General features: G+C 30.4%; 21 protein-coding genes. 13 read left to right on the top strand and 8 right to left on the bottom strand.

Going from position 1 to position 22,541, the window contains the following annotated elements; all coding sequences use genetic code 11:
* Positions 1-89: 89 nt before the first annotated feature.
* Entirely contained in the window at positions 90-1,349 is a 1,260-nt protein-coding gene (locus OWK30_RS01585) for a hypothetical protein (protein ID WP_423322933.1), read from the bottom strand.
* 151 nt (positions 1,350-1,500) lie between these two features.
* Between OWK30_RS01585 and OWK30_RS01580 the strand changes: the two genes are divergently transcribed.
* Entirely contained in the window at positions 1,501-1,998 is a 498-nt protein-coding gene (locus tag OWK30_RS01580; RefSeq protein WP_423322931.1) for a flavin reductase, read from the top strand.
* 150 nt (positions 1,999-2,148) lie between these two features.
* Here the strand turns inward: OWK30_RS01580 and OWK30_RS01575 are convergent, their stop codons facing one another.
* Entirely contained in the window at positions 2,149-2,973 is an 825-nt protein-coding gene (locus OWK30_RS01575) for an SIR2 family NAD-dependent protein deacylase (RefSeq protein ID WP_423322929.1), read from the bottom strand.
* A 137-nt stretch (positions 2,974-3,110) separates the two neighbouring features.
* On the opposite strand from OWK30_RS01575, the gene elbB reads away from it, so the two are divergent.
* Positions 3,111-3,776 carry an isoprenoid biosynthesis glyoxalase ElbB gene (gene elbB, locus OWK30_RS01570; protein ID WP_423322927.1) on the top strand — a complete coding sequence of 222 codons (666 nt, stop codon included), beginning with the start codon at positions 3,111-3,113 and terminating at the stop codon, positions 3,774-3,776.
* Positions 3,777-3,798: 22 nt separating this feature from the next.
* On the opposite strand, the gene OWK30_RS01565 is transcribed toward elbB, so the two are convergent.
* Positions 3,799-4,731 carry a YeiH family protein gene (locus OWK30_RS01565; RefSeq protein WP_423322925.1) on the bottom strand — a complete coding sequence of 311 codons (933 nt, stop codon included), beginning with the start codon at positions 4,729-4,731 and terminating at the stop codon, positions 3,799-3,801.
* Positions 4,732-4,816: 85 nt separating this feature from the next.
* Between OWK30_RS01565 and OWK30_RS01560 the strand changes: the two genes are divergently transcribed.
* The gene (locus OWK30_RS01560; protein WP_423322923.1) at positions 4,817-5,695 is read left to right on the top strand and encodes a LysR family transcriptional regulator; all 879 of its coding nucleotides are present in this window, start codon (positions 4,817-4,819) and stop codon (positions 5,693-5,695) included.
* Here the strand turns inward: OWK30_RS01560 and mltG are convergent.
* The 5 genes from mltG to mobB form a co-directional block, all read right to left on the bottom strand.
* Positions 5,692-6,699 (bottom strand): endolytic transglycosylase MltG, encoded by a 1,008-nt coding sequence (gene mltG / locus OWK30_RS01555; protein WP_423322921.1) that lies wholly within the window; start codon positions 6,697-6,699, stop codon positions 5,692-5,694. The genes OWK30_RS01560 and mltG overlap by 4 nt on opposite strands.
* 12 nt (positions 6,700-6,711) lie before the next feature.
* Positions 6,712-7,830 carry a glutamine-hydrolyzing carbamoyl-phosphate synthase small subunit gene (gene carA / locus OWK30_RS01550; protein WP_423322919.1) on the bottom strand — a complete coding sequence of 373 codons (1,119 nt, stop codon included), beginning with the start codon at positions 7,828-7,830 and terminating at the stop codon, positions 6,712-6,714.
* A 66-nt stretch (positions 7,831-7,896) separates the two neighbouring features.
* The gene (locus tag OWK30_RS01545; RefSeq protein ID WP_423322917.1) at positions 7,897-9,138 is read right to left on the bottom strand and encodes a trypsin-like peptidase domain-containing protein; all 1,242 of its coding nucleotides are present in this window, start codon (positions 9,136-9,138) and stop codon (positions 7,897-7,899) included.
* Positions 9,108-10,274: a molybdopterin molybdotransferase MoeA gene (locus OWK30_RS01540; RefSeq protein ID WP_423322915.1), complete on the bottom strand. Its 1,167-nt coding sequence runs from the start codon at positions 10,272-10,274 to the stop codon at positions 9,108-9,110. The genes OWK30_RS01545 and OWK30_RS01540 overlap by 31 nt, the downstream gene beginning before the upstream one ends.
* Entirely contained in the window at positions 10,258-10,926 is a 669-nt protein-coding gene (mobB, locus tag OWK30_RS01535) for a molybdopterin-guanine dinucleotide biosynthesis protein B (RefSeq protein WP_423322913.1), read from the bottom strand. Before mobB ends, OWK30_RS01540 begins: the two co-directional genes overlap by 17 nt.
* A 174-nt stretch (positions 10,927-11,100) precedes the next feature.
* Between mobB and OWK30_RS01530 the strand changes: the two genes are divergently transcribed.
* Genes OWK30_RS01530 through OWK30_RS01485 form a run of 10 tightly spaced genes read left to right on the top strand, consistent with a single transcriptional unit; the run spans position 11,101 to position 22,538 of the window.
* On the top strand, positions 11,101-12,654 hold the full coding sequence (locus tag OWK30_RS01530; protein WP_423322911.1) for a cyclic di-GMP-binding domain-containing protein, MshE-related: 1,554 nt from the start codon (positions 11,101-11,103) through the stop codon (positions 12,652-12,654).
* A 26-nt stretch (positions 12,655-12,680) separates the two neighbouring features.
* Positions 12,681-14,039: a glucose-6-phosphate isomerase gene (locus OWK30_RS01525; RefSeq protein WP_423322909.1), complete on the top strand. Its 1,359-nt coding sequence runs from the start codon at positions 12,681-12,683 to the stop codon at positions 14,037-14,039.
* A complete protein-coding gene (gene tilS, locus OWK30_RS01520; protein WP_423322907.1) occupies positions 14,023-15,288 on the top strand; it encodes a tRNA lysidine(34) synthetase TilS in 1,266 nt (421 codons plus the stop codon). The genes OWK30_RS01525 and tilS overlap by 17 nt, the downstream gene beginning before the upstream one ends.
* Positions 15,266-15,799, top strand: a complete 534-nt coding sequence (gene hpt / locus OWK30_RS01515; RefSeq protein WP_423322905.1) for a hypoxanthine phosphoribosyltransferase — start codon at positions 15,266-15,268, stop codon at positions 15,797-15,799. Before tilS ends, hpt begins: the two co-directional genes overlap by 23 nt.
* A 9-nt stretch (positions 15,800-15,808) precedes the next feature.
* A complete protein-coding gene (gene ftsH, locus OWK30_RS01510) occupies positions 15,809-17,632 on the top strand; it encodes an ATP-dependent zinc metalloprotease FtsH (protein ID WP_423322903.1) in 1,824 nt (607 codons plus the stop codon).
* A complete protein-coding gene (gene folP, locus OWK30_RS01505) occupies positions 17,607-18,818 on the top strand; it encodes a dihydropteroate synthase (RefSeq protein ID WP_423322901.1) in 1,212 nt (403 codons plus the stop codon). Before ftsH ends, folP begins: the two co-directional genes overlap by 26 nt.
* On the top strand, positions 18,802-19,569 hold the full coding sequence (gene cdaA, locus OWK30_RS01500) for a diadenylate cyclase CdaA (protein WP_423322899.1): 768 nt from the start codon (positions 18,802-18,804) through the stop codon (positions 19,567-19,569). The genes folP and cdaA overlap by 17 nt, the downstream gene beginning before the upstream one ends.
* Positions 19,559-20,458, top strand: a complete 900-nt coding sequence (locus tag OWK30_RS01495) for a CdaR family protein (RefSeq protein WP_423322897.1) — start codon at positions 19,559-19,561, stop codon at positions 20,456-20,458. Before cdaA ends, OWK30_RS01495 begins: the two co-directional genes overlap by 11 nt.
* A complete protein-coding gene (gene glmM, locus OWK30_RS01490) occupies positions 20,455-21,813 on the top strand; it encodes a phosphoglucosamine mutase (protein ID WP_423322895.1) in 1,359 nt (452 codons plus the stop codon). Before OWK30_RS01495 ends, glmM begins: the two co-directional genes overlap by 4 nt.
* Positions 21,810-22,538: a pyridoxine 5'-phosphate synthase gene (locus OWK30_RS01485; RefSeq protein ID WP_423322893.1), complete on the top strand. Its 729-nt coding sequence runs from the start codon at positions 21,810-21,812 to the stop codon at positions 22,536-22,538. The genes glmM and OWK30_RS01485 overlap by 4 nt, the downstream gene beginning before the upstream one ends.
* Positions 22,539-22,541: the final 3 nt, after the last annotated feature.

The raw sequence follows: 22,541 nt of genomic DNA, 5'->3' as shown, positions 1-22,541 counted from the left end.
TTATAATAATGAGGTTGTTCAGTTGTATTCACTACTATTGGATGATGAAGAAGAAAATTTTTGTTATGCATTTCAACGAATTTCATAATTCAATACGGCGATTTGGGTGAATCAAGATTTTGAGACTTCTTTTTAATTAAAAGAAAAACTAGAAAAAAGTAAAAGTTGGCAAGAAGCCGCCCTAAGACAAAGGCGAAGGCAGCACAAATTGCACCGACAAAAATTTTTAAACTTATTAATGTGGATATGACAAAGATGATTGCTGAAACTTCTATGATTGTACCTATTGTAATAGGTAAGGTACTTTTCATAAGGATTAGAGAACTTCTTTGAAAGGTAAGAAGGACAGTTAGCGCTGGCATTATAGACATTATCATGGCCGGATATTTTGCAAAGTTTGCTAGTTCGTCTGTCAACCCACTTAAAATTTTGAAATAAAATTTTGAAAATGGTGTCCAGGTTATAATAAACAGTAATAAAGTTGTAGTTATGGCTAAATAAAGAGCAAAATTTTTAATCTTTTTAAAATCACCTGGATATTTTGATGTTAGAGCAATGATAACTTCTTGGTATGACAAGCCAAGACTTCGGAAAATGAAAGCTAAAGAATAAACTACTGGCATAACAGCTAATGATTCAAGAGCTTTTAAGCTTTTTCCAAGAAAAAATGTAACTATAGGTTGAGATGATAGGGCAATAAATGGGGTAAGTGCTAGTGGATAATAATACTTTGCAATGAATGAGTATGTTAGTTTTTCTTTGTTGTAAGTTTGTATAAGTTGTTTAACAGAATTATTAGCCAAAAATCTTACAGCAATAGCTTCAACTACAACACCTGTGGATAGTGCAATGGTGCCGATATATGCGCCTTTGATAGGAAATAGAAAAAAAAGTAATAAAGCCGTTGATATGTTTGATAATAGCCTGATTACAGTACTATAAGCAATATATCTTGTTTTTTCTGAGACAATTAATACTCCTTGATAAAGTCTCCTATAACCAATAGCTCCGGGCCATGGCAATAAGAACATTATTGAGTTAAACGTAAGAGAATAGACAGGATCTTTTAAACCTATAAGTGTACCTGCAATATAATTAAAAACTTGAGGTAGTAATAAAACTAAAAAAAGAAGTGTAATAGAAAAGTTTAATATCATAGTAAAGTTGCGTAGCATTTTATAAGAGATGTTATCTTTTATTAATGCAGTTGCTGCAGCCATGATCATAATTATTGGTGATTCAAGGATTAAACCAAAAGCTAATGCAATACCATAAGCTGCTAAGTTTACTTTTTCTTCGGGACTTCTTGCAATAATTGCTGCAAGAATGGGTCCCTCTAATGCCATCATTATCCAAGTCGAAGCAAGGGGAAACCAAAATTTAAATATCTTTGAATAAGTTAATTTTTCATTTTGCATGCCTTTGAATAGCAAAAAAGATATTTAAAAACAATAATAAATTGTTTACTTTGTATAATAATTAACATATAAGGGAGGTATTATGTTTAAAGAAGTATTATCGAGAGAATTAAAATTAAATCCTTTTTATGAAATTGGAGAAAAATGGATGCTTGTTACTCTTTCTGCAGAAAAAATAAACCCTATGACTGCTAGTTGGGGTGGTATGGGTGTTTTATGGCATAAAAATGTTGTGTTTATTTTTGTAAGACCGACAAGATTTACTTATAATTTGTTGGTAGAAAACGATTATTTTACTCTTACTTTTTATGATGAAAAATATAGAGATATTCTTAAGTATTGTGGTACAGAGTCAGGATTTAATGTAGATAAAATAAAGGAAACAGGGTTGACTACGCTAGAAAGTAATGGTTTTATCTTTTTTAAAGAGGCTAGTTTAGTGTATTGTTGTAAAAAGATTTATTTTGATGATATAAAGTCGGCAAATTTTTTAGATAAAAAAATAGATTCTTATTATCCAAAAAAAGATTATCATAGGATGTTTGTTGGAGAAATAGTTAAAATTTTGAAGAAAGACTGAGTAGTTAAGCAAGCTTATTTTTTATATTTTATAGATTATATTACTTTTTTTAGTGTGTTTAAAGGTACGATTTGATTTTTTGAATATTTATTTTTTTAATATAAATAAATAATTTTAAATTACTTATATATATTTTTTTTCAAGTACTATTTATAAATATTTATTAATTTCAGTAAGAGCTTGAAGCCCTCCAACTGCAAGAGATATATGTGGCTTGCTTATATGTGGCTCTCTCGGGTTGATTCTTATTATTGTTGCATCATAATATTTACTAATACGCTCACTTGTATATCTTATTGAAGGGATAGCTGTGCCTGCACCTATTTCTATAACAATAAATTTTTTGTTTTTGTTATTTTCCATAAAGGTTTCATATCTTACTGATTGAGCATGACTTCTGTCAGCTATCCATGAGTAATCTCCAAACATGAGAATATTTGGTCTTGCTACTTCGCCACAAAATTTACATTTAGGGATATTTTTAGCTCTCATTGTATTATAGTCGATGTCAATATGCTCTTCGTTTTTCCATATTGACATTGTACATGGTTTTACGCACTGAAGATAGTGAATAGATCCATGTATTTCATATATTTTATCATCAGAAAAACCTGCTTTTTGGAATTGTCCATCAACATTAGAAGTGACTATAAAATAATCCAGCTTAAATCTTTTTATCCAGTCATGTATTAGGTAAAACCCTTTGTGGGGAGTAGTATTTCTATACATTTCAAGACGATGACCATAAAAACCCCATCCAAAAGCAGGGTCATTTTCAAAATGAGCAGGGTTTGCACACTGTACAAAACTAAGTCCAAGCCGTTCATACATTGGATAGGCTTTCCAAAAGCCTTTATCTCCCCTAAAATCAGGCAAACCAGAATCTACTCCAATACCTGCACCAGCAGTTATTACTAAACATTGTGCTTGTTTTATTGTATTTGCTGCAGTTTTATATTTTTCTTCTATTAACATATTATATATTTAATATAAAAAATGATTCCTTTCAACATTTGTGTGAAAACAAAATGATATTTTATAATTGCAAGATTGTTTTGTTTGAGTTAAATTTAAATATAGTGATTCAAAAATTATGATATTGGAGGTGTAAAATGGCAAAGGTTTGTGTGGTTTTGAGTGGATGTGGGGTTTTTGATGGAAGTGAAATCCATGAAGCAGTTTTGACAATGTATTTTCTTGACAAATATGGTGCTGAATTGCTTATTGCTGCACCTAACATAGAGCAAATGCATGTGGTAAACCATCTGACAGGTGAAGTTGTTGAAGGTGAAACTAGAAATGTTCTTGTGGAGTCAGCAAGAATTGCAAGAGGAGATATTAGAGATCTTAAAGATGTGAAAGTTGATGACTTTGATGCACTTATTTTTCCAGGAGGTTTTGGTGCTGCTAAAAATCTAACTACCTTTGCCGTAGATGGTGTAAATTGTAATATTGATCCGGAAGTGAAAAGGATAGTAAAAGAGACTGTTGAAGCTAAAAAGCCTCTCGCTGCTATTTGTATTGCTCCGGTGTTGATTGCGAAAGCTCTTGAAGGGGCAGGTATTAAATCTAAAATTACTATAGGAACAGATGAAAATGTAGCATCAGCAATTGAAAATCTTGGAGCAACTCACATTAGTTGTCCTGTAAAAGAAGCTGTAGTTGATGAAGAAAATAAAATTATTACAACACCTGCATATATGCTTGGACAGAGTATATCTGAAGTAGCGGAAGGGATAGAAAAAACTGTGAAACAACTATTAGGTTTTATCAACTAATAAAGTAGGGAGCATTAGCTCCCTATTGTTTTAATAATCCAGTGTAAATTAATCCTAAAGTGGAAAATGAAACTATTATCCAAAGAGTTATTCCTTGAATAAGCGGTTTTATCCCCACTTCCCTTAATACTTCTTTGCTGAGTCCTGTGCCAATTAAGAAAAGTGTCATTACAAGTAGCTGTTTTGAAGAAATAGCAATTGAATGCCAAATAGTGTTTAGGTTATTAAAGAGAGTGTTTATAAATGCTGCAGCAATAAATCCTAATATAAAAAGAGGGAAAGAAGTTTTTTTCTTTTTTCCTGTTATAAAACCTGCAGCCATTGAAAAAGGGGCAATCCATAAAGCTCTTGTAAGTTTTACTGTGGTCGCAATGGCAAGGGCGACACTGCCGTAAGTTGCTGCAGCTCCCACAACACTACTAGTGTCATGTATTGCAAGAGCTGAAAAGAGCCCAAATTGTTGTTCATTTAAGTTTAGAAAATGACCTATGGGTGGGAAAATTAATAGTGCGATGGCATTTAAAGTAAACACTGTTGCTAAAGATACTGCTATTGATTTGTTATCAGCATCTATAGTTGGTGCCATAGCAGCGATGGCACTACCACCGCAAATTGCCGTGCCAAAAGAAATTAGTATCGAAGTTTTTTTCTCAACATTTAAAATTTTTCCTAAAAAATAACCGATAAGGATTGTTGTAGTTATAGTTAAAAAAGTTAGAATTATCGAATTTTTACCTGTTTTGATTACTTCATAGAAATTAACGCCAAACCCTAAACCGATTACGGAAAGTTTTAAAAGTTGTTTGCTGTATTGTGCAGTTTGTTTTGGAAACGGATTACCGAAAATAAGGCTTAAAGTTAGTCCTAGAATGAGTGCGTATGCTGAACTGAAAACAGGTATGGCTGTTAAAAAAAAGCATGTTATAAAGATTAATTTTACATTAGACTTTTTCATGTTTACCTCCTTATTGTAGAAAATATATAATTTTTGTGCTAATAAGTAAAATAAATAAAATGATTAAAACATATAAGGAAAATTTATGAATATTACTTTGAGACAGCTTGAAGTATTCGTTTCAATTATTAAAACAGGTAATATTACAAAAGCTGCTGAAGAATTAAACATGACTCAGGCAGCTGCTAGTATGGCTTTGAAAGAGCTTGAAAATCAGCTTGGCGAGCAATTGTTTGAAAGAGTAGGCAAGAAGTTGTATTTAAATGAGAACGGTAGGTATCTTAAAGAATATGCTTTGGAAATAATTGAAAAATCATATGAGTTATCAAGAATATTTAAAAGTAATAAAGTTGTAGGAGAGTTAAGAGTTGGCGCAAGCTCTACAATTGGCAATTATATTTTGCCAGCATATATTTCAGAGTTTATTGTTAAAAATAAAAATGTTAAGATAACGTTAGAAGTTGGAAATACTGAAGAAATATTGAATAAAATTTTGAGTTTTGATGTTGATTTTGGTTTTATAGAAGGTTTTTCTACTCATACCGATCTTAAAATGATCGAATGGATAGAGGATGAATTAGCTGTTTTTGTAAATATCAATAATTACTTAGCAAAGAGGGATGTTGTTTCTGAAGATGAATTAAAAGAGTGTGAATGGATTTTAAGAGAAAGAGGGTCTGGAACAAGAGAAGTATTTGAGTATGCAATGAGTAGATCGAATATTCCTGTAAATGTGCTACTTGAGCTTGGAAATACAGAATCTATAAAAAATGCTGTTTCACAAGGAGTAGGTGTAGGATGTTTATCAAAAGCAGTATTGGAAGATTTGGTAAAATTAAAAAAGATTAAGATTTTAAATGTTCCTTTTCTTGATTTGAAAAGAAAATTTTATTTTGTTATATATAAAAAGAAATATATTACTACTGTAATTAGAAAATTTATGGATTATCTTAACTTACATTAATTTTTTTTTATTTGATAAAGGTAAACTTTTTTCTTATGTTCAAGATATCTTTTGCTGAAATGATGTTTACCATTTTTGTCTGCGACGAAGTATAGATAATTTGTAACTGCAGGGTACATAACGGCTTTTATAGCTTGTATAGAAGGGTTACATATGGGAGATGGTGGTAAGCCTTTTATCTTATAAGTATTATAAGGATTATTGTTGTTGCGTAAATCTTTTTTTTGCAAATTTCCGTTAAAATTTTCAAAGATACCGTATATTACTGTTGGGTCAGACTGCAATTTCATTTTTCTTTTTAATCGATTGTAAAAAACTGATGCTATAATAGGGTATTCGTTTTCTAAATAAGTTTCTTTTTGGACAATGGATGCTAAAATTATTCCTTCATAAAAGGTTAACCCATGTTTAGATATCTCTTTTTCAAAGTTGTCAGGTAATCTTTCTTTGAAAAGCCTATACATGGTAGAAATAATATTTTCTGGTGTTTGTTTTTTACTAAAATAATATGTTTCAGGGTATAGTAATCCTTCTATTGTAGTTAAATCAAGACCAGTTAATTGTTGAATAAAATTTCTATTATGAGCAGTTTTGATAAAATCTTTGTACGTTGTGATTTTTTTACTTTCTAATAATTTTGCTATTTCGTAAATATTAAACCCTTCTGGTATTGTTATTTTGACTTTTACTACATTTCCGTTTTTTATATCGTATAATATTTTTTTTAAACTTTTATTATTGAATTTATAATCACCAAATTTTCTATTTTTAGCGAAATTATACGAATAGATTAGATATTTTTTAAAAAAAGGGGGAGGGTTTAAATACCCAAAAATTTTATTGTATGTTTTGGTTACAGATTCACCTTTTTCAATTTTTAAATTTAGAGAAATATAGTTGTTATTTAAAAATTTTTCACATTTTAATATCCATAAACCGACAACGAACGTGAACGAAAATAAAATTGATATTATAATAATGAAAAATTTTAATAATTTAGTCATCCATCAATTATACTATTTTGATTTTTCTATTAAATCTATGAATCTCTTAAAAAGATATACAGCATCGTGAGGTCCAGGCCCATTTTCAGGATGATATTGAACAGCAAAAACAGGTTTTGTTTTATGTTTTATACCTTCAACTGTTTTATCGTTTAAATTTATATGAGTTACTTCAACAATATTGGATAAAGAGTCAATATCAACAGCAAAGCAGTGATTTTGAGCCGTAATTTCTACTTTTTTAGTAGTTAAATCCATTACAGGTTGATTACCTCCGTGATGACCAAATTTTAGCTTATATGTTTTGCCACCAAGTGCTAAAGAGAGTATTTGGTTTCCAAGACATATCCCAAAGACAGGATATTTTTCAATAGACTTTTTTGCTATTTCAATACCGTAAGTAACTGGTTCAGGATCACCTGGTCCATTTGATAAAAATATACCATCAGGGTTAAGTTTCTCTATTTCTTCAAAGTTCGTAGTAGCTGGAACTACTGTTACTTTACAATCATTATCCACAAAATACCTTAAAATATTTCGCTTTATTCCAAAATCTATAGCTACAATGTGGTGTTTAAATTTTTTAGGCTTATAGAAATTACTACCGAGCTGCCAACTTCCTTCAGTCCATTCATATTTATTTTTAGTGGTAACATATTGAACTAGATCTTGCCCCACAATAGAGGGAATCTTTTTTGCTTTATCTTTTAAATAATCCAGATTATTTGTTTTAGTTGAAATTATAGCATTCATAGATCCTTGTTCTCTAATGTGTCTAACAAGTTTACGGGTGTCAATCCCTTCTATTCCTAATATCCCATATTTTGTTAAAAAATCACTCAAAGATGATGTGGCTCTGTAATTAGAATATATTTTACTATATTCTTTTACAATGAATGCTGAAACAAATGGTTTTATAGATTCAAAGTCTTCTTCATTTACACCATAATTACCAATTAAAGGGTAAGTCATGCAAACCATTTGTCCGAAATATGATGGGTCTGTTAAAATTTCTTGGTAACCAGTCATAGATGTATTAAATACCACTTCACCAGAGCATTCACCATCTGCACCAAAGCTTTTACCCTCAAAAACAGTTCCATCTTCTAGTACTAGGTAGGCTTTTTTCATTACTTCACTCCCAATATTTAAATTGTCGAATCTATAATGTAATTATATGAAATTTTCAATAATTTGTTATAAATTTAATAATATTGTAAATATTTGCCCTTTTCGGTAAATAGAAAATTTCATGTCATTAAAAAAGTTGTTAATGACACATTCGTTCAGCTCATTTATAGATGTTATATCTTTTTCATTAACTTTTATTAAAATATCCCCTTTTTTAATATAAGCAGGGATTCCTGTGCTTATAACCACAATATAATCCCCTTTTTGTCGAAACTGTAGTCCAAACACTTCTTTTAGAAGTTTAATTCCATAGTTTTTAGGAAAACTACTAAGTTTGATTTTTGTTTTTAGGAAATCACCTTTTCTTTTAATAACTATTTTTAATGAAGAACCTGGAGGATAGCTTCTTAATATATAATTTATTGCTTTTTTGTTAGAAACAGGTATATCTTCAATTGAATATAAGATGTCACCCCTTTTTATCCCTATTTTATAAGCAAGAGAGTTTTTATCAACATGAGAAATTATTAGGTTACTGTTTTCTGTTTCTTCAACAAGAAACCCAATATATCCCCTTCTAATTTTTTTGTATTTTAATATTTCTGGCATTATCCTTTTTAACATATTAATGGGGGCTGAAAATCCGATACCTTGAGCGTCTCTATAAATTGCAGAGTTAATACCAATAACTTCTGCATCTAGATTTACTAAAGGACCACCACTGTTCCCAGGATTGATTAATGCATCTGTTTGGATAAAAATGGAAAAGCCATTTTTTGATTTAAGGATACGTTTTGTATTGCTTACAACACCTGTAGTTACAGAGTTACTTAAGCCGTAAGGATTACCCATGGCAATTACAGTTTCACCTAAATAGATATCGTCACTGTTACCTAGCGAGACAGACGGGAACCTTTTTTTACTTTTAATTTTTAAAAGAGCTACATCTAGGAGCTTATCTCCACCTATCAGCTCGGCTTCATACTGATTATTATCATAAGGGATAATAAAAATCTTATTTGCTGCTTCAATAACATGATAATTTGTGACAACAATATTATTTTTTACAAAAAAACCTGAGCCTAAACTCTGAGTTTTATATGTTCTTTCAAAACCAAAGAAATCGTTAAAAAATGGATCATTAAAAAAAGGGTTGAAAGTTTTTTTTATAATTTTTTCTGTTCTAATGTTTACAACTGATTTTTCTATTTTTTGAATGGCAATTACAACATCATTTATTCTTCGTGAGGCAGCGCTATTAAGAGCAAAAGTTATAATTAAAGATAGAATAATAAAAATGTGTCGCATAGGTCACCTTCATTTAATTTTGTTTTATCTTTACTTACAATAGTTAAACTTCTAAACCCTTTGTTGTTATATTGATATAAATCATATGAAACAAGTTTATCATTTTCAATTACAGTTATTGATTTTATAACTTTGTAAAAGTCTTGTTTTTTGTTTAAAGCGAATTTTACTGGAGTTTTGATTAGCAGGTTTTTATCCGATAGTCCTCGTAGAAAAAAACCTACGAAAAGTTCTGTGCAGACAATTGCTGATTGTGGATTTCCAGGAATTATAAATAAAGGTTTATTTTCAATAACAGCAAACTTAAAAGTTTTACCAGGACTTGCATTAATTCCATTAATTAAAATTTTTCCACCTAATGAATTTATTACATCTTCTATAATATCAGCTTTACTATAACCTGTTCCACCGATTGTAATCATAATGTCAAAATCTTTTAAATTGGTTTTTATCTTGTTTTTAATAGAGTTAAAATCATCTTTTTCAATACCTAAATATGTTATTTCTGTATCAAAATTATTTAAGAAACTTGATATCATATAATAGTTGCTGTTTAAAGTTTGAGAGTATTTTGCGAAATACTCTGTTAATTCTGATCCTGTAGATATAAGTGCAATCTTTATTGGCCTGTAAACTTCTATGCAATTAATTCTTAAAGTAGCTAAAATTTCAATTTTTCTGTGGTCAATTATTTCATTTGTACTGATGATAACATCTCCTTTTTTGATAGTACTACTTTTTTTCTGAATATAAGTATTGTTTTGAGGAGTTAAAAAAAGTTTTTCATTAACGTTAGTGATATATTCAAATGGTACTACCATGTCTATGTCATTGTTTAGTTTTGCTCCTGTTGCAACTTTGATTGCTTCATTTCTCTTAATTGTTTTGGAGCTTATTTCACCTGCATAGATTTCATCAACTACATCGAAAGGTTTGGAGAAATCAGAAATAGATGAGTTTATTGCGAATCCATCCATTCTTGAAGTGTTACAGTCAGGAAGATCAAAAGGAGAAGTGATAGTTTTGCAAGAGGTTTTACCAAAAGATTGTTCAATATTAATAAGTTCAGTGTTTCTTATTATATTAATTTCATTTAGGATTTTTAGAGCTTCATAGAGGTCAACTGTTCTGTTCATCTTTTATCTTGATAAGTATTTCTTTGGCGTTTTCACACCCCTTTAAAGCTTTAATCATTGAAACAGTTGTGGCAGAGACTATATCTGCTACAAAATCCTTCATGTGCACCGGTTTGCCGTCAACAGTGATTGTTATTTTTCTCTTTTTTTTCTCTATATAGTGTGCAATTAAAAAGTCAGCTATTTCTTCAGGTTTGTTTAAATCAAAAATATTTTTAACCCCTTTCAGTTCTGGATTATCAAAATCATCAGTGGCAACACCTAAAAGTGTTGGGTCGTTTTTACATAAAAGCTTTTTGGAATGACCTTTTCTGAAAATTTCTATTTTGGGTTTATTAGCACTTTTAAATCCTTCTGTTAAAATCAAATCTACATCAGTAGATAATTTGAACGTTAGTTGGTCAAGAGTAAGCTCTTTTTCAACATCACTAATAAGAGCAAATTTCCATGGGGATGAGATAATAACAGTGTAAGCACCAGCCTGCTTATGTCTATAAGTATCCTTACCTTCTTTATCCACATCAAAACCATGAACATCATGTTTTATTGTTGCAACTTTAAGATTTTTGTTATTGAAGTATTTTAATAATTTTTCGATAAGTGTTGTTTTGCCACAATCAGAAGTCCCTACTATGGAAATAACTGGTATCATTTTATCACCTCCATAAGAAATATTACATGACAATCAGAAAATTATCAATACCGAAGTCATCAGTATTGGGATCTACTTAATTTTTATGAATATATAAAAATATCAATATGTTTGTAAATTTTTGCATATTATGATATAATTTAGTTAAAATTGTATTTTATACGGAGAGATGAGATGGCAATTAAAAGAATTGGTGAACTTCTTGTGGAAAAAGGGGTTATTTCTGAGCAACAATTAGAAATAGCTTTGAGGAGACAAAAGGTTACTGGAGAAAAACTGGGTAGTGTTTTAATAAAAATGGGATTTATTGATGAAGATAAATTTTATAGTTTTTTGGCTGAACAATACAATTTGAAAAAATACGATAAATCAGAAATTATAATTACTAAAGAAGTTCAAAAAAAATTGAGTTTAAAAACAGTGCTGGAAAAAGAAGTGATTCCACTAGAAATTATTGATGATAAATTGGCTATCGGTATTACTAATTATAATGCTTTGAATTCTTTGAATGAGCTTGAATTTGAATGTGGGAAAAAAATTATTCCTTTTCTACTACAAGATGATATTTTTAAAAAAATCTTAGAAGACCTAAGACACTTTCCTTACGGTTTAAAGGATTATAAATATATCAGTTTAAAAAGCATAGTTCTTGAAAATTTTGGTAAGATCGATGTTGGAGTTGATAAAATAGCTGAGCTCATAGATAAAATAGAAAAGTATTATGAGCAAATTGTTTTTACAGATGGTATGCCTCCTATGTTGAAAAAAGATAATGTAGTAATAAAATTGAATTACAATATAATTACTCATGCTAAAATTCTAGAATTTATCAAGAACTACTTGAGTGATAAATTAAAAAAAGATTTAATAATAAAAGGGTTTATAAGGGTTCTAGTAAAAATTAATAATAAAAATTTTTATGTTACAGTTCTCAAGCAGAAGAATGCATATAGCCTTACTTTTAATAGGTTTAAAAAATTTATCCCAGATATTATGAGTTTTGAAATAGATGATTCAATTTTGGGTGAGTTATTAAGTGATCGAAGTGGATTATATATTATAAGTGCTCCATTCGGACATGGAAAGTCGACGGTGATGGCTTCAATTGCTAATAATTTTAGTATAAAAGAATCGTATACAATTTTGTTTATTAATGATTTTATGAATTATGATATTAACTCTAATAATTCTCTGGTTTACCAGTTTGAGGTTGGTAACGATTTTCAGTCTTTTTATGATGCCATAAAGATAGATTATTTTTTAAACTCAAATATCATTTTTGTTTCAAGAGTGACTAACTATGATGAACTAGAGTTATTGATAAATCTTGCAGAGGCTGGTAAAAAAATTTATCTTTCTGTGGAGGCTCCAAATGTTACTAGTGCTATTTACTGTTTAATTAATCTAATTCGTGAGAGAAATAAGAGTATATTGTTAAACAGGTTTTCAAATATTTTAAGATTATGCATGGCTCAGCGTTTGGTAAATTTGAAAAATTCTGATAAAAAGTTATATGTTTATGAATATGTAATGATGAATATAAAATTAAAAAAATTTATTTTAGAAGAGTCTTTTACTAATATTGATACACAACTGAAGGGGTCAAGTGAATATGTTCCATTGGAAAAGAAATTTGCTGAATTAGTTTTAAAAGGTGTGATTGAAAAAGAAGATATATTTAGATATAGTGTAGATTATGATTTTCTTAAAACATATTTAAAACATTAAAGTTTTGTTTTTTAGGGGGGTAATTAATGCATATTAAAATTGATATTAATTTTGCTATCGAAAAAAATGTAGAATTTGGATTAAACAGTGTTGAAATAGATAAGTATAAAGATAAAGCTAAAATTGGTTATCAAAAATTATTAGAGATTATTGAAAAAGGTGATGTAGGTTTTCCTAAACTATTGGAACAAACTTGTGAAGATATTACTGTTTATGCCAAAAGAAAAGTTGGGAAATTCAATGATTTGATAGTGATTGGTATTGGAGGTTCATCATTAGGTTTAGAAGCAATTCTGAATGCTCTGCTACCTTACGGATATAATAGTTTAACCTTTTCAGAGCGTGGTGGTTTCCCTCGTATATGGATTGCAGACAATGTAGATCCGTATAAGATTAAATGGATAATGAAACACTGTCATCCATCAGATACATTACTTTGTGTTGTATCTAAGTCTGGCGGCACAGTAGAAACAATATCTAATTTCAACGTTTTTTATAAGTGGTTATCAGAAGAGGTTGCAGATCCTAAAGATAATATTGTTGTTATTACAGATCCTGATAAGGGTTTACTTAGAAAATGGAGTAACAAATGTAAAATAAGCTCTTTTTCTATTCCTAAGAATATTGGGGGGCGTTTTTCGGTTTTTTCTCCTGTGGGGCTTGTCCCAGCCTCTATTTTAGGGCTGGAAATAGAAAGAATGGTGGAGGGAGCAAAAGATTTTGTTGTTAATAACATTGAACAAGCACTGTTATTATCAGCTATCTATATTTTCTATATAGAAAGTGGGTATAAAATTAATGTGCTGATGCCTTATACTTCTAGGCTTTCGAAGTTTGCTGACTGGTACTGTCAGTTATGGGCTGAAAGTCTTGGAAAGCGTTATGATGTTGATGGTAATGAAGTTTTTTTTGGAACGACACCTTTAAAGTCTGTTGGAGCTATTGATCAACATTCACTTATACAACTGTTTAAAGAAGGACCAAAAGATAAAGTATTTACTTTTATTGAAGTTTTAAGTCATGATGGGGATAAAGAAATTGTGACAGTTGTTGATAATGATATGGATTATTTGAAAGGTAAATCCTTAGGGGAGCTTTTAAATTATGAGCTTTATGCTACAGAGCTAGCTTTAAAAAATGCCAATAGACCATCAGTTAAAATTATTATCGATATTTTAGATGAATATAGGATTGGTTACTTAATGATGCTTTTCATGTATGTAGTTCCAATTATTGGCCTATATTTTAACATAAACCCTTTTGACCAGCCAGGTGTTGAAGAAGGTAAGAATTATGCCTATGGGTTGCTGGGACGAAAGGGATATGAGGGTTATTTTAAGAATTTTGAGCAGGGTTATTTGAAACTTGATGAATACATTATATGAAAAAAAGGTATTTGAAAATTGCCGAGAACTTAAGGGTAAAAGTATCCTAATTGCACTTTCTGGCGGTAAGGATTCAGTATCGCTTCTTCATTTTTTTATAAAAAATCAATCAGTTCTTGGGATAAAATTTATTGTTGCTTGTCATATAAACCATCATATTCGCGAGAATAGTAACAAGGATGCTATGTTTTGTAAGAATTTTTGTGAAGATTTAGGGGTTAAATTTTACCTTTTTGATATTTATGTATATGATTATGTAAGAAGATTTGGTATGAGTATTGAAGAGGCTGCAAGAGTTTTACGTTATGAGAAGCTTTATTCTCTTTTAAAAAAGTTGGAATATGATTTTATTGTAACAGCTCATCATAAAGATGATTTAATAGAAAATTTTTTTATCAGGATTTTCAGGGGGACGCCAATTTATAACTTGGCTGGGTTTAACAATGATAAAAGAATATTTAGGCCATTAATAAATGTTGGAAGAGAAGAGATTGATAATTATGTTAATTTTTTTAAAATACCATTTGTAGAGGATATGACAAACAAAGATGAAAGGTATCTTAGAAACTGGATAAGAAACAAAATATTAAAGGAAATTAAAAATTATAACAAAGGTTTTTATAATAATATTGAACGATTGTTACATGAATCTAAAGACTTAAAAAGATATTTAGATAAGAGAATTAGTCTTGATTATAAAATCATTCGTTCGAATTTTGTATCTTTTGAATTGGAACAATTTAACAAGCTTGAATATTATGAAAAACGGTATTTTTTGATGAATTTATTGTTAAAGTTTATAAAGGCAGAAAAAAAATATGTAGATGAAATTATTAAACTTTTTCAGAAAAAAACGTCTAAACGTATTAATCTCCCTGAAAATTTTTTATTTGAAAAATCAATATCTCGTTGCTATTTGTTTAAAAATGAGTATGTTAAAAGATTTGAAATTGTGAAAGATTGTGGTGAGACAGAGATATTGATTGAGCATCTAGGGAAGATTGTTACATTTGATAATGATTTGAAAAATAGAAAATTGATAGTTAGGAACAGAAAAGAAGGAGACAAATTTGAAGGTAAGAAATTGAAAGATGTTTTTATTGATAAAAAAATTGATTTGATTATAAGAGATACGGCAATTTTAGTGGAAGAAAATGGCGAAATTATATGGGCTGAATATATTTCAAAAGAAGGTTCGATAAAAATAAAAAAAATGGAAGGGGTTTATGAAAGAGAGTTACTATCTTGAACCATTTATAAAAAAAGATGATATACAGAGTAAAGTTAAAGAGCTTGGTAGGAAAATTTCTGAAGATTATCGTGGGGAAGAGCTGTTTTTAGTAGGCGTACTTAAAGGTTCATGGATTTTTATGGCGGACCTTGTGAGAGAAATTGAGCTTCCAATAGAAGTAAGCTTTATATCTGTATCAAGTTATGTGGGAGAAACAACTAAGACGAGTGGTGTCGTGAGATTACTTTGCGATATAGACAAACCATTAAGTAATAAAAATGTTATTTTGGTTGAAGATATTGTGGATACAGGACTTACGCTAAGTTACTTGAAAAAATTATTAGAAGTTAGGAAGCCAAAAAGTTTTAAAATTTGTGCATTATTAGATAAACCTGAGCGTAGGATGACTGATATAAAAGCAGAATATGTAGGTTTTACAATACCAGATGAATTTGTAGTTGGCTATGGACTTGACTACAATGGTTATTTTAGGAATTTACCTGAAATTTCAATATTAAGGTTTAAGTAGGAGAGATTTATGAAAAATAACTTTTATAAAAACATGATGCTATGGATGGTTATTGCTTTGATGATGGTGATTATGTTTAATTTTTTTAATTCTACTCAAGGGGTTAGAAAGAAAGTTTCTTATTCCGAGTTTGTAGATAATGTACAAGCAGATAAAGTTAAAGTAGTGATTATAAAACAAAATCATATTTCCGGAGAATATTTGGATGGAACACAATTTGAGACCTATTATCCACCCGATGATGAGCTAATAAAAATTTTAAGAGAGCATAAAGTACAAATTTATGCCAAACCGCCTGATCAAAATCCATGGTACGTTCAGGTATTAATTTCTTGGCTACCTATGATAATATTGATAGCGATATGGATATTTTTTATGCGTCAGATGCAAGGAGCAGGTGGTAAGGCTTTTACCTTCGGGAAAAGTCGTGCAAAACTGCTTACACAAGATCAGCAAAAAGTTACTTTTAAAGATGTGGCTGGAGTAGAAGAGGCTAAGGAAGAATTACAAGAGATAATCGATTTTTTAAAGGATCCTCATAAATTCCAACGACTTGGTGGAAAAATTCCTAAAGGGGTTCTCTTGGTGGGACCTCCTGGAACAGGAAAAACTTTATTGGCAAAAGCTGTAGCTGGTGAAGCTGGTGTACCATTTTTTAGTATTTCTGGTTCTGATTTTGTGGAAATGTTTGTAGGTGTTGGTGCTGCAAGGGTGAGAGATCTTTTTGACCAAGGGAAGAAAAATGCTCCATGTATAATTTTTATTGATGAGATAGATGCAGTTGGTAGACACAGAGGAGCCGGCTTAGGTGGAGGTCATGATGAGAGAGAGCAAACATTAAATCAGTTGTTAGTAGAAATGGATGGTTTTGAATCTAATGAAGGAGTTATACTCATAGCTGCTACCAATAGGCCAGATGTTTTAGATCCAGCTTTGTTAAGACCGGGTCGTTTTGATCGACAGGTGGTTGTACCCAGGCCAGATGTAAGAGGAAGATTGGAAATATTGAAAGTACATACGAAAAAAGTACCTCTTGGAGATAATGTTAAGTTAGAAATTATTGCAAAGGGTACTCCTGGATTTGCTGGTGCTGATTTAGCAAATCTTGTAAATGAGGCTGCTTTGATTGCTGCAAGGAAAGATAAAGAAAAGGTTGAAATGGATGATTTTGAAGAGGCCAAAGACAAAATTACAATGGGTAAAGAACGTAAAAGTATGACAATAAGTGAAGAGGAGAAAAAAATTACCGCATTTCATGAAGCTGGTCATGCCATTGTGGCAAAATTTATACCAGGTAGTGATCCTGTTCACAAAGTAAGTATTATACCAAGAGGTATGGCTCTTGGTGTAACTCAACAGTTACCACAAGATGATAAACATATGTATTCTAAGGAGTATCTTGAAGGTATGATAAGTGTGCTTATGGGTGGTAGAGCTGCTGAGCAGATTATTTTTAAAAGATATACAACAGGAGCTGGGAACGATATAGAAAGAGCTACTGAGATTGCAAGAAAAATGGTTTGTATTTGGGGAATGAGTGAAAAACTGGGCCCTTTAGCCTTAGGAAAAAAGGATGATGCTATTTTCTTAGGAAAAGAGATCGCAACTCATAGGGATTTTAGTGAAAAAACTGCTATTATGATTGATGAGGAAATAAAATCTATTGTTATGAATAATTATAAGAGAGCCTTGCAGATTTTAGAAGACAATATTGAGGTTCTTCATGAGACTGCGAATTTATTACTGGAGAAAGAAACTATAGAAGGTAGAGAAATTGAAGAGATAATAAAAAAGTTAAAGGGTGAAAGTGAAGCAGAAGTTCAGACTGTATAGAATAAAAAATGATAAAAGTAGGATATTGTTTGAGTTATCTAAAATCGGCGTAGACAGTTATGCACTATATATGTATGAAAAAGGGATAGATTTTTGTATTAAAGTAAAAGACTTATCCCCTGGACAGGCAAATATTATAAAACAGGAGGCTATATCTGTAGGAGCTGATGTTGCCGTTTGTAAAGGTACTATTAATTGTAAGGTGAATAAAACAGATATTTTAATATTATCCAACAAGAATAATTTAAAAAAACTAATCAGTAAACTAAAAAAACAACCTTTTGGTCTAAAAGAACTTGCGCAATGTCTTCGGAAACAGATTGTAGCTAAAAATAGAAAATATTTAAAATTAAGAGATAAGAATTTAAAACTTGATAGACCTGTTGTTATGGGGATTTTGAATGTAACACCGGATTCCTTTAGTGATGGTGGTAAATATGTAAAAGAAAGCGAGATTATAGAACGATTAAAGTATTTTTACGAACACAATGTTACCATTGTTGATATAGGTGGTGAGTCTACAAGGCCTGGTTCTGATCCTGTTGATGCTGAAGAAGAATTAAAAAGAATTAAATTTGCTGTTAAAGAAGCATTAAAAATGGGCTTTATTGTATCTGTTGATACTTATAAATCGTTAGTTGCTAAAAAGTGTCTTGATATGGGGGTCCATCTTATCAATGATATTAGCGGATTTAAGTTTGATTCAGAAATGCCAAGAATTTGTGCTGATTATGAATCTGCTGTTTGCCTTATGCATATAAAAGGTACTCCCAAAAATATGCAGATAAGCCCCATATATGAGAATATCCTTGAAGAGATAAAAATTTATTTAGAGAATTCTGTTGAATTGGCATTAGATGCTGGGATTAGTGATGAAAGTATAATTATAGACCCTGGTTTTGGTTTTGGTAAGACCTTGGAAGATAATTATATAATTTTAAAATATTTGAAAGAGTTTAAGAACCTTGGTTTCCCTTTGTTGGCTGGTGTTTCAAGAAAATCTATGATTGGAAATATTTTGGGTAAAGATGTGGGTGAGAGAATAATAGGTTCTAAAGTAATAGAAGCAATAGCAATTAGTAATGGTGCTGATATCATTAGAACTCATGATGTAGCTGAACTTAATGATGTTATTAAGCTTTGTGATTTTTATAATAAGGTAGAGTTGTATGCTAGAAATAATTAAAGATTTTTCTGTTATTGATTTGATCGATATTACAATTATTAGTTTTGTGATTTATAGACTTCTTTTATTGATTAAGGGGACAAGAGCTTTTTACATGTTTTTTGGTATAGTGTTTCTTGTTGTATTTTCCTTTGTCGCTAGATATTTTGGGCTAAAAACTACAAGTTGGATGCTTAGTAACTTTTCTGGTTATTTGTTTTTGACAATTATTATATTATTTCAACCTGAGATTAGGAGAGCTCTTGCAGCAATAGGTGAAACTGGAGTTTTTGGAAATTTTGTTGAGAAAAGAGCAGCAGTAATAGATGAAGTAGTTAAAGCTTGCACAATATTAGCAAATAGACAAATTGGTGCGTTAATTGTTATAGAGCGCAAAACAGACCTGACTCATTATGTTCAAACATTGCAAAAAATAGATTCCATTGTGTCAAAAGAACTTTTGTTAAGTATTTTTATCCCATACTCTCCTTTGCATGATGGGGCAGTGATTATAAAAGAAGATAGAATGGTGTATGCTGGTGCAATTTTACCACTATCTAAAAGAGAAGATCTCGATAAATCTTTTGGTACAAGACATAGAGCAGCAATAGGGATAACTGAAGAAACAGATGCTGTGAGCGTTGTAGTAAGTGAAGAGAGAGGGACTATCGCAGTGGCTGCAAATGGAAGAATTTCCACAGAGCTTGATGCAGAAATGCTGAGAAATGCATTGAAGACATTGCTTGGAATGGAAAGCAAAAATGTTTCTTAAAAATATTGAGCTAAAAATAATAAGTGTTTTACTTGCTTTATTTTTGTGGTTTATAGTGGTTACTTCCGATTATCAGGAATTTACATTTGATGTGCCTATTGTATTAGATAATCTTAATAAAGGGTTAATAGCAGTTTATGACACTAATATAATAAGAGTTACTTTAAAAGGCCCTAGTTATCTTTTGAAAACTATTTCTTATAATGATGTTAGAATTAAAATTGATGCTAGTGTTTTAAGGTATGGAAAGAACAGATATACTATTTCATTTAATGATGTTTTAACTCCTAAAGGCCTTGAGGTTGTAAAAGTAGAACCAAAATTTATTACAATTACCATAGATGAAATGATTGAAAAAAAGGTTAAAGTTGTGCCGGTTTTTATTGGTTCGCCAAAGATTGGATTTAAAATAAAAAAAGTACGGATACTGCCTAATATAGTAACAGTGAAAGGAGCTAAAAAAAGCATTAATAATATTAAGTTGATAGAAACTTTGCCAATCGATATAACCAACAGATATAGGGACTTAACATATAACATATCAGTTAAAAAAGAGACAGGTATTAGGAAAATAACACCACCAAATGTTGAGGTGTATATAGAATTTACCGAGGATATAGTTACTAAAACAGTTGAGCTTCCTGTTGTGGTAATTGGTAAAAGAAACTTTAAGGTAAAACTTTTAAATGAAAAAGTAAAAGTTAAACTGAAGGGGAGAAAAGATGTGATTGATGATGAAAAAATTAAAAATACAGTTAGATTTTTTATTGATGTTTCAGATGTATTGGAACCTGGCAGATATTTAAAAGAAGTTCAATATAATAATGCGAAAAAAGTAGAAGTTTTGAAAATAATTCCAGATAAAGTGAGGGTAGAGGTGATAAAATGAGGAAGTATTTTGGGACTGATGGAATAAGAGGTAGAGCAAATGTTTTTCCTATGGTTTCTGATTTTGCCTTAAAACTTGGAAAAGCGATTGCAACTATTTATAAAAACGGTAGAAAAAGACATAAAATAGTAATTGGTAAAGATACAAGAATATCAGGATATATGTTTGAAAATGCTATTGTATCAGGTATTTGTTCAGTGGGGGTTGATGCAATACTATTAGGTGTTTTGCCAACTCCTGCGATTGCTTTTATTACTAAGAGTCTAAGAGCGGATGCAGGAGTTGTAATTTCAGCTTCTCATAATCCTTATTATGATAATGGAATAAAGTTTTTTGATCCAAATGGGTATAAGTTAAGTGATGATATAGAAAAAAAGATTGAATCATTAATAGAAAAGGATGATTTTGATGTTTCACCAACCAATATTGGTAAAGCATATAGGATTGAGACCGCCATTGGAAGATATGTTGAGTATGTTAAAGCTACTTTTGATAAAGATATTGATTTGAAGGGTTTGAAAATAGTAATTGATTGTGCAAATGGAGCTACTTACAAAGTGGCACCTATGGCTATATCAGAGTTAGGGGCAGATGTAATTGTAATCAATGATAAACCTAATGGTTTTAATATAAATGATGGATGTGGTGCTGTTAATCCTGAAACTCTTTCTGGTGAAGTTATTAAAAATAATGCTGATGTTGGAATAAGTTTTGATGGAGATGGTGATAGGGTTATTTTTGTGGATGAAAAGGGGGAGATTGTTGATGGAGATTTTATAATGGGGATTTGTGCGGATTATATGAATGAAAAAGGGTTGCTAAATTATTCAACTATAGTTGCCACAGTAATGAGTAATTTGGGGTTTGAAAACTCACTTAGAAGAAAGGGAATATCTTTGGTGAGAAGTCAGGTTGGTGATAGATATGTCCTAGATGAGATGCTAAAAGGTAAGTATAACTTAGGTGGTGAACAGTCTGGACATATTATTTTTAGTGATTTTAATACAACAGGAGATGGATTGATTAGTGCTTTGCAATTACTTAAAGTGATGGTTAGAAAGGATAAACCGTTAAGTGAAATTAAAAGATTTATTGAAGTATATCCTCAAAAACTTAAAAATTTACCTGTTGATGAAAAAGTTCCTTTGGAGAAATTAAAAGGTTTAAATAAGCTTATAAGTGAACTTGAAAATGAACTGAAAGATGATGGACGTATTCTTGTTAGGTATTCTGGTACTGAGAATAAACTTAGAATTATGGTAGAAGCTACTAATGAAGAAATTATAGATAAATATATTGAACTTATTGCTGAAAAAGCAATAGCAGAAATAGCAAGTAAAAGGAGTAATTTATGATTAAGCTTGGTGTAAATGTTGACCATGTTGCTACTGTGAGACAGGCAAGGTTGTCAAATGAGCCTGATCCTGTTAAAGCAGCTGTTTTAGCTGAACTAGGTGGTGCCGATGGTATTACGATTCATCTTAGAGAAGACAGACGTCATATACAGGAAAGGGATTTAAGGCTATTAAGAGAAATTATAAAAACAAGATTGAATCTTGAAATGGCTTGTAATGAAGAAATTCTAAAACTTGCTCTTGATATAAAACCTGACATGTGTACTCTTGTTCCAGAAAAAAGAGAAGAATTAACTACTGAGGGTGGTTTGGATGTGATATATAATTTTGATTTAGTTAAAGAATATGTAGAGAAATTAAATGCTGCAGGTATTGATGTATCTATATTTATAGATCCTGATGAATCTCAGTTAGAAAAAGCAATATATACTGGTGCTAAATGCGTGGAATTGCATACTGGTAGGTATGCTGATGCAAAAGGAGAAAATAAAATAAATGAATTAAAAAGATTAAAATTATCTGCTAAAGTTGCAAATAATCTAGGATTTGTAGTAAATGCAGGTCATGGTTTGGATTATGTTAATATAATAGATATAATTAAGATACCACATATATATGAAGTGAATATAGGACATTCTATTGTAGCAAGGTCAATTTATGTGGGTATGAAAGAGGCTGTCAGAGAAATGAAAGAAATTATTTGCAAACATTCTATGGAATGTTAGTTT

The sequence above is a fragment of the Deferribacter abyssi genome, assembly GCF_049472655.1.
Lineage (GTDB): Bacteria > Chrysiogenota > Deferribacteres > Deferribacterales > Deferribacteraceae > Deferribacter > Deferribacter abyssi.
The sequence above is the reverse complement of the archived record's forward strand: the minus strand, read 5'-3'. Positions and strand labels throughout refer to the sequence as shown.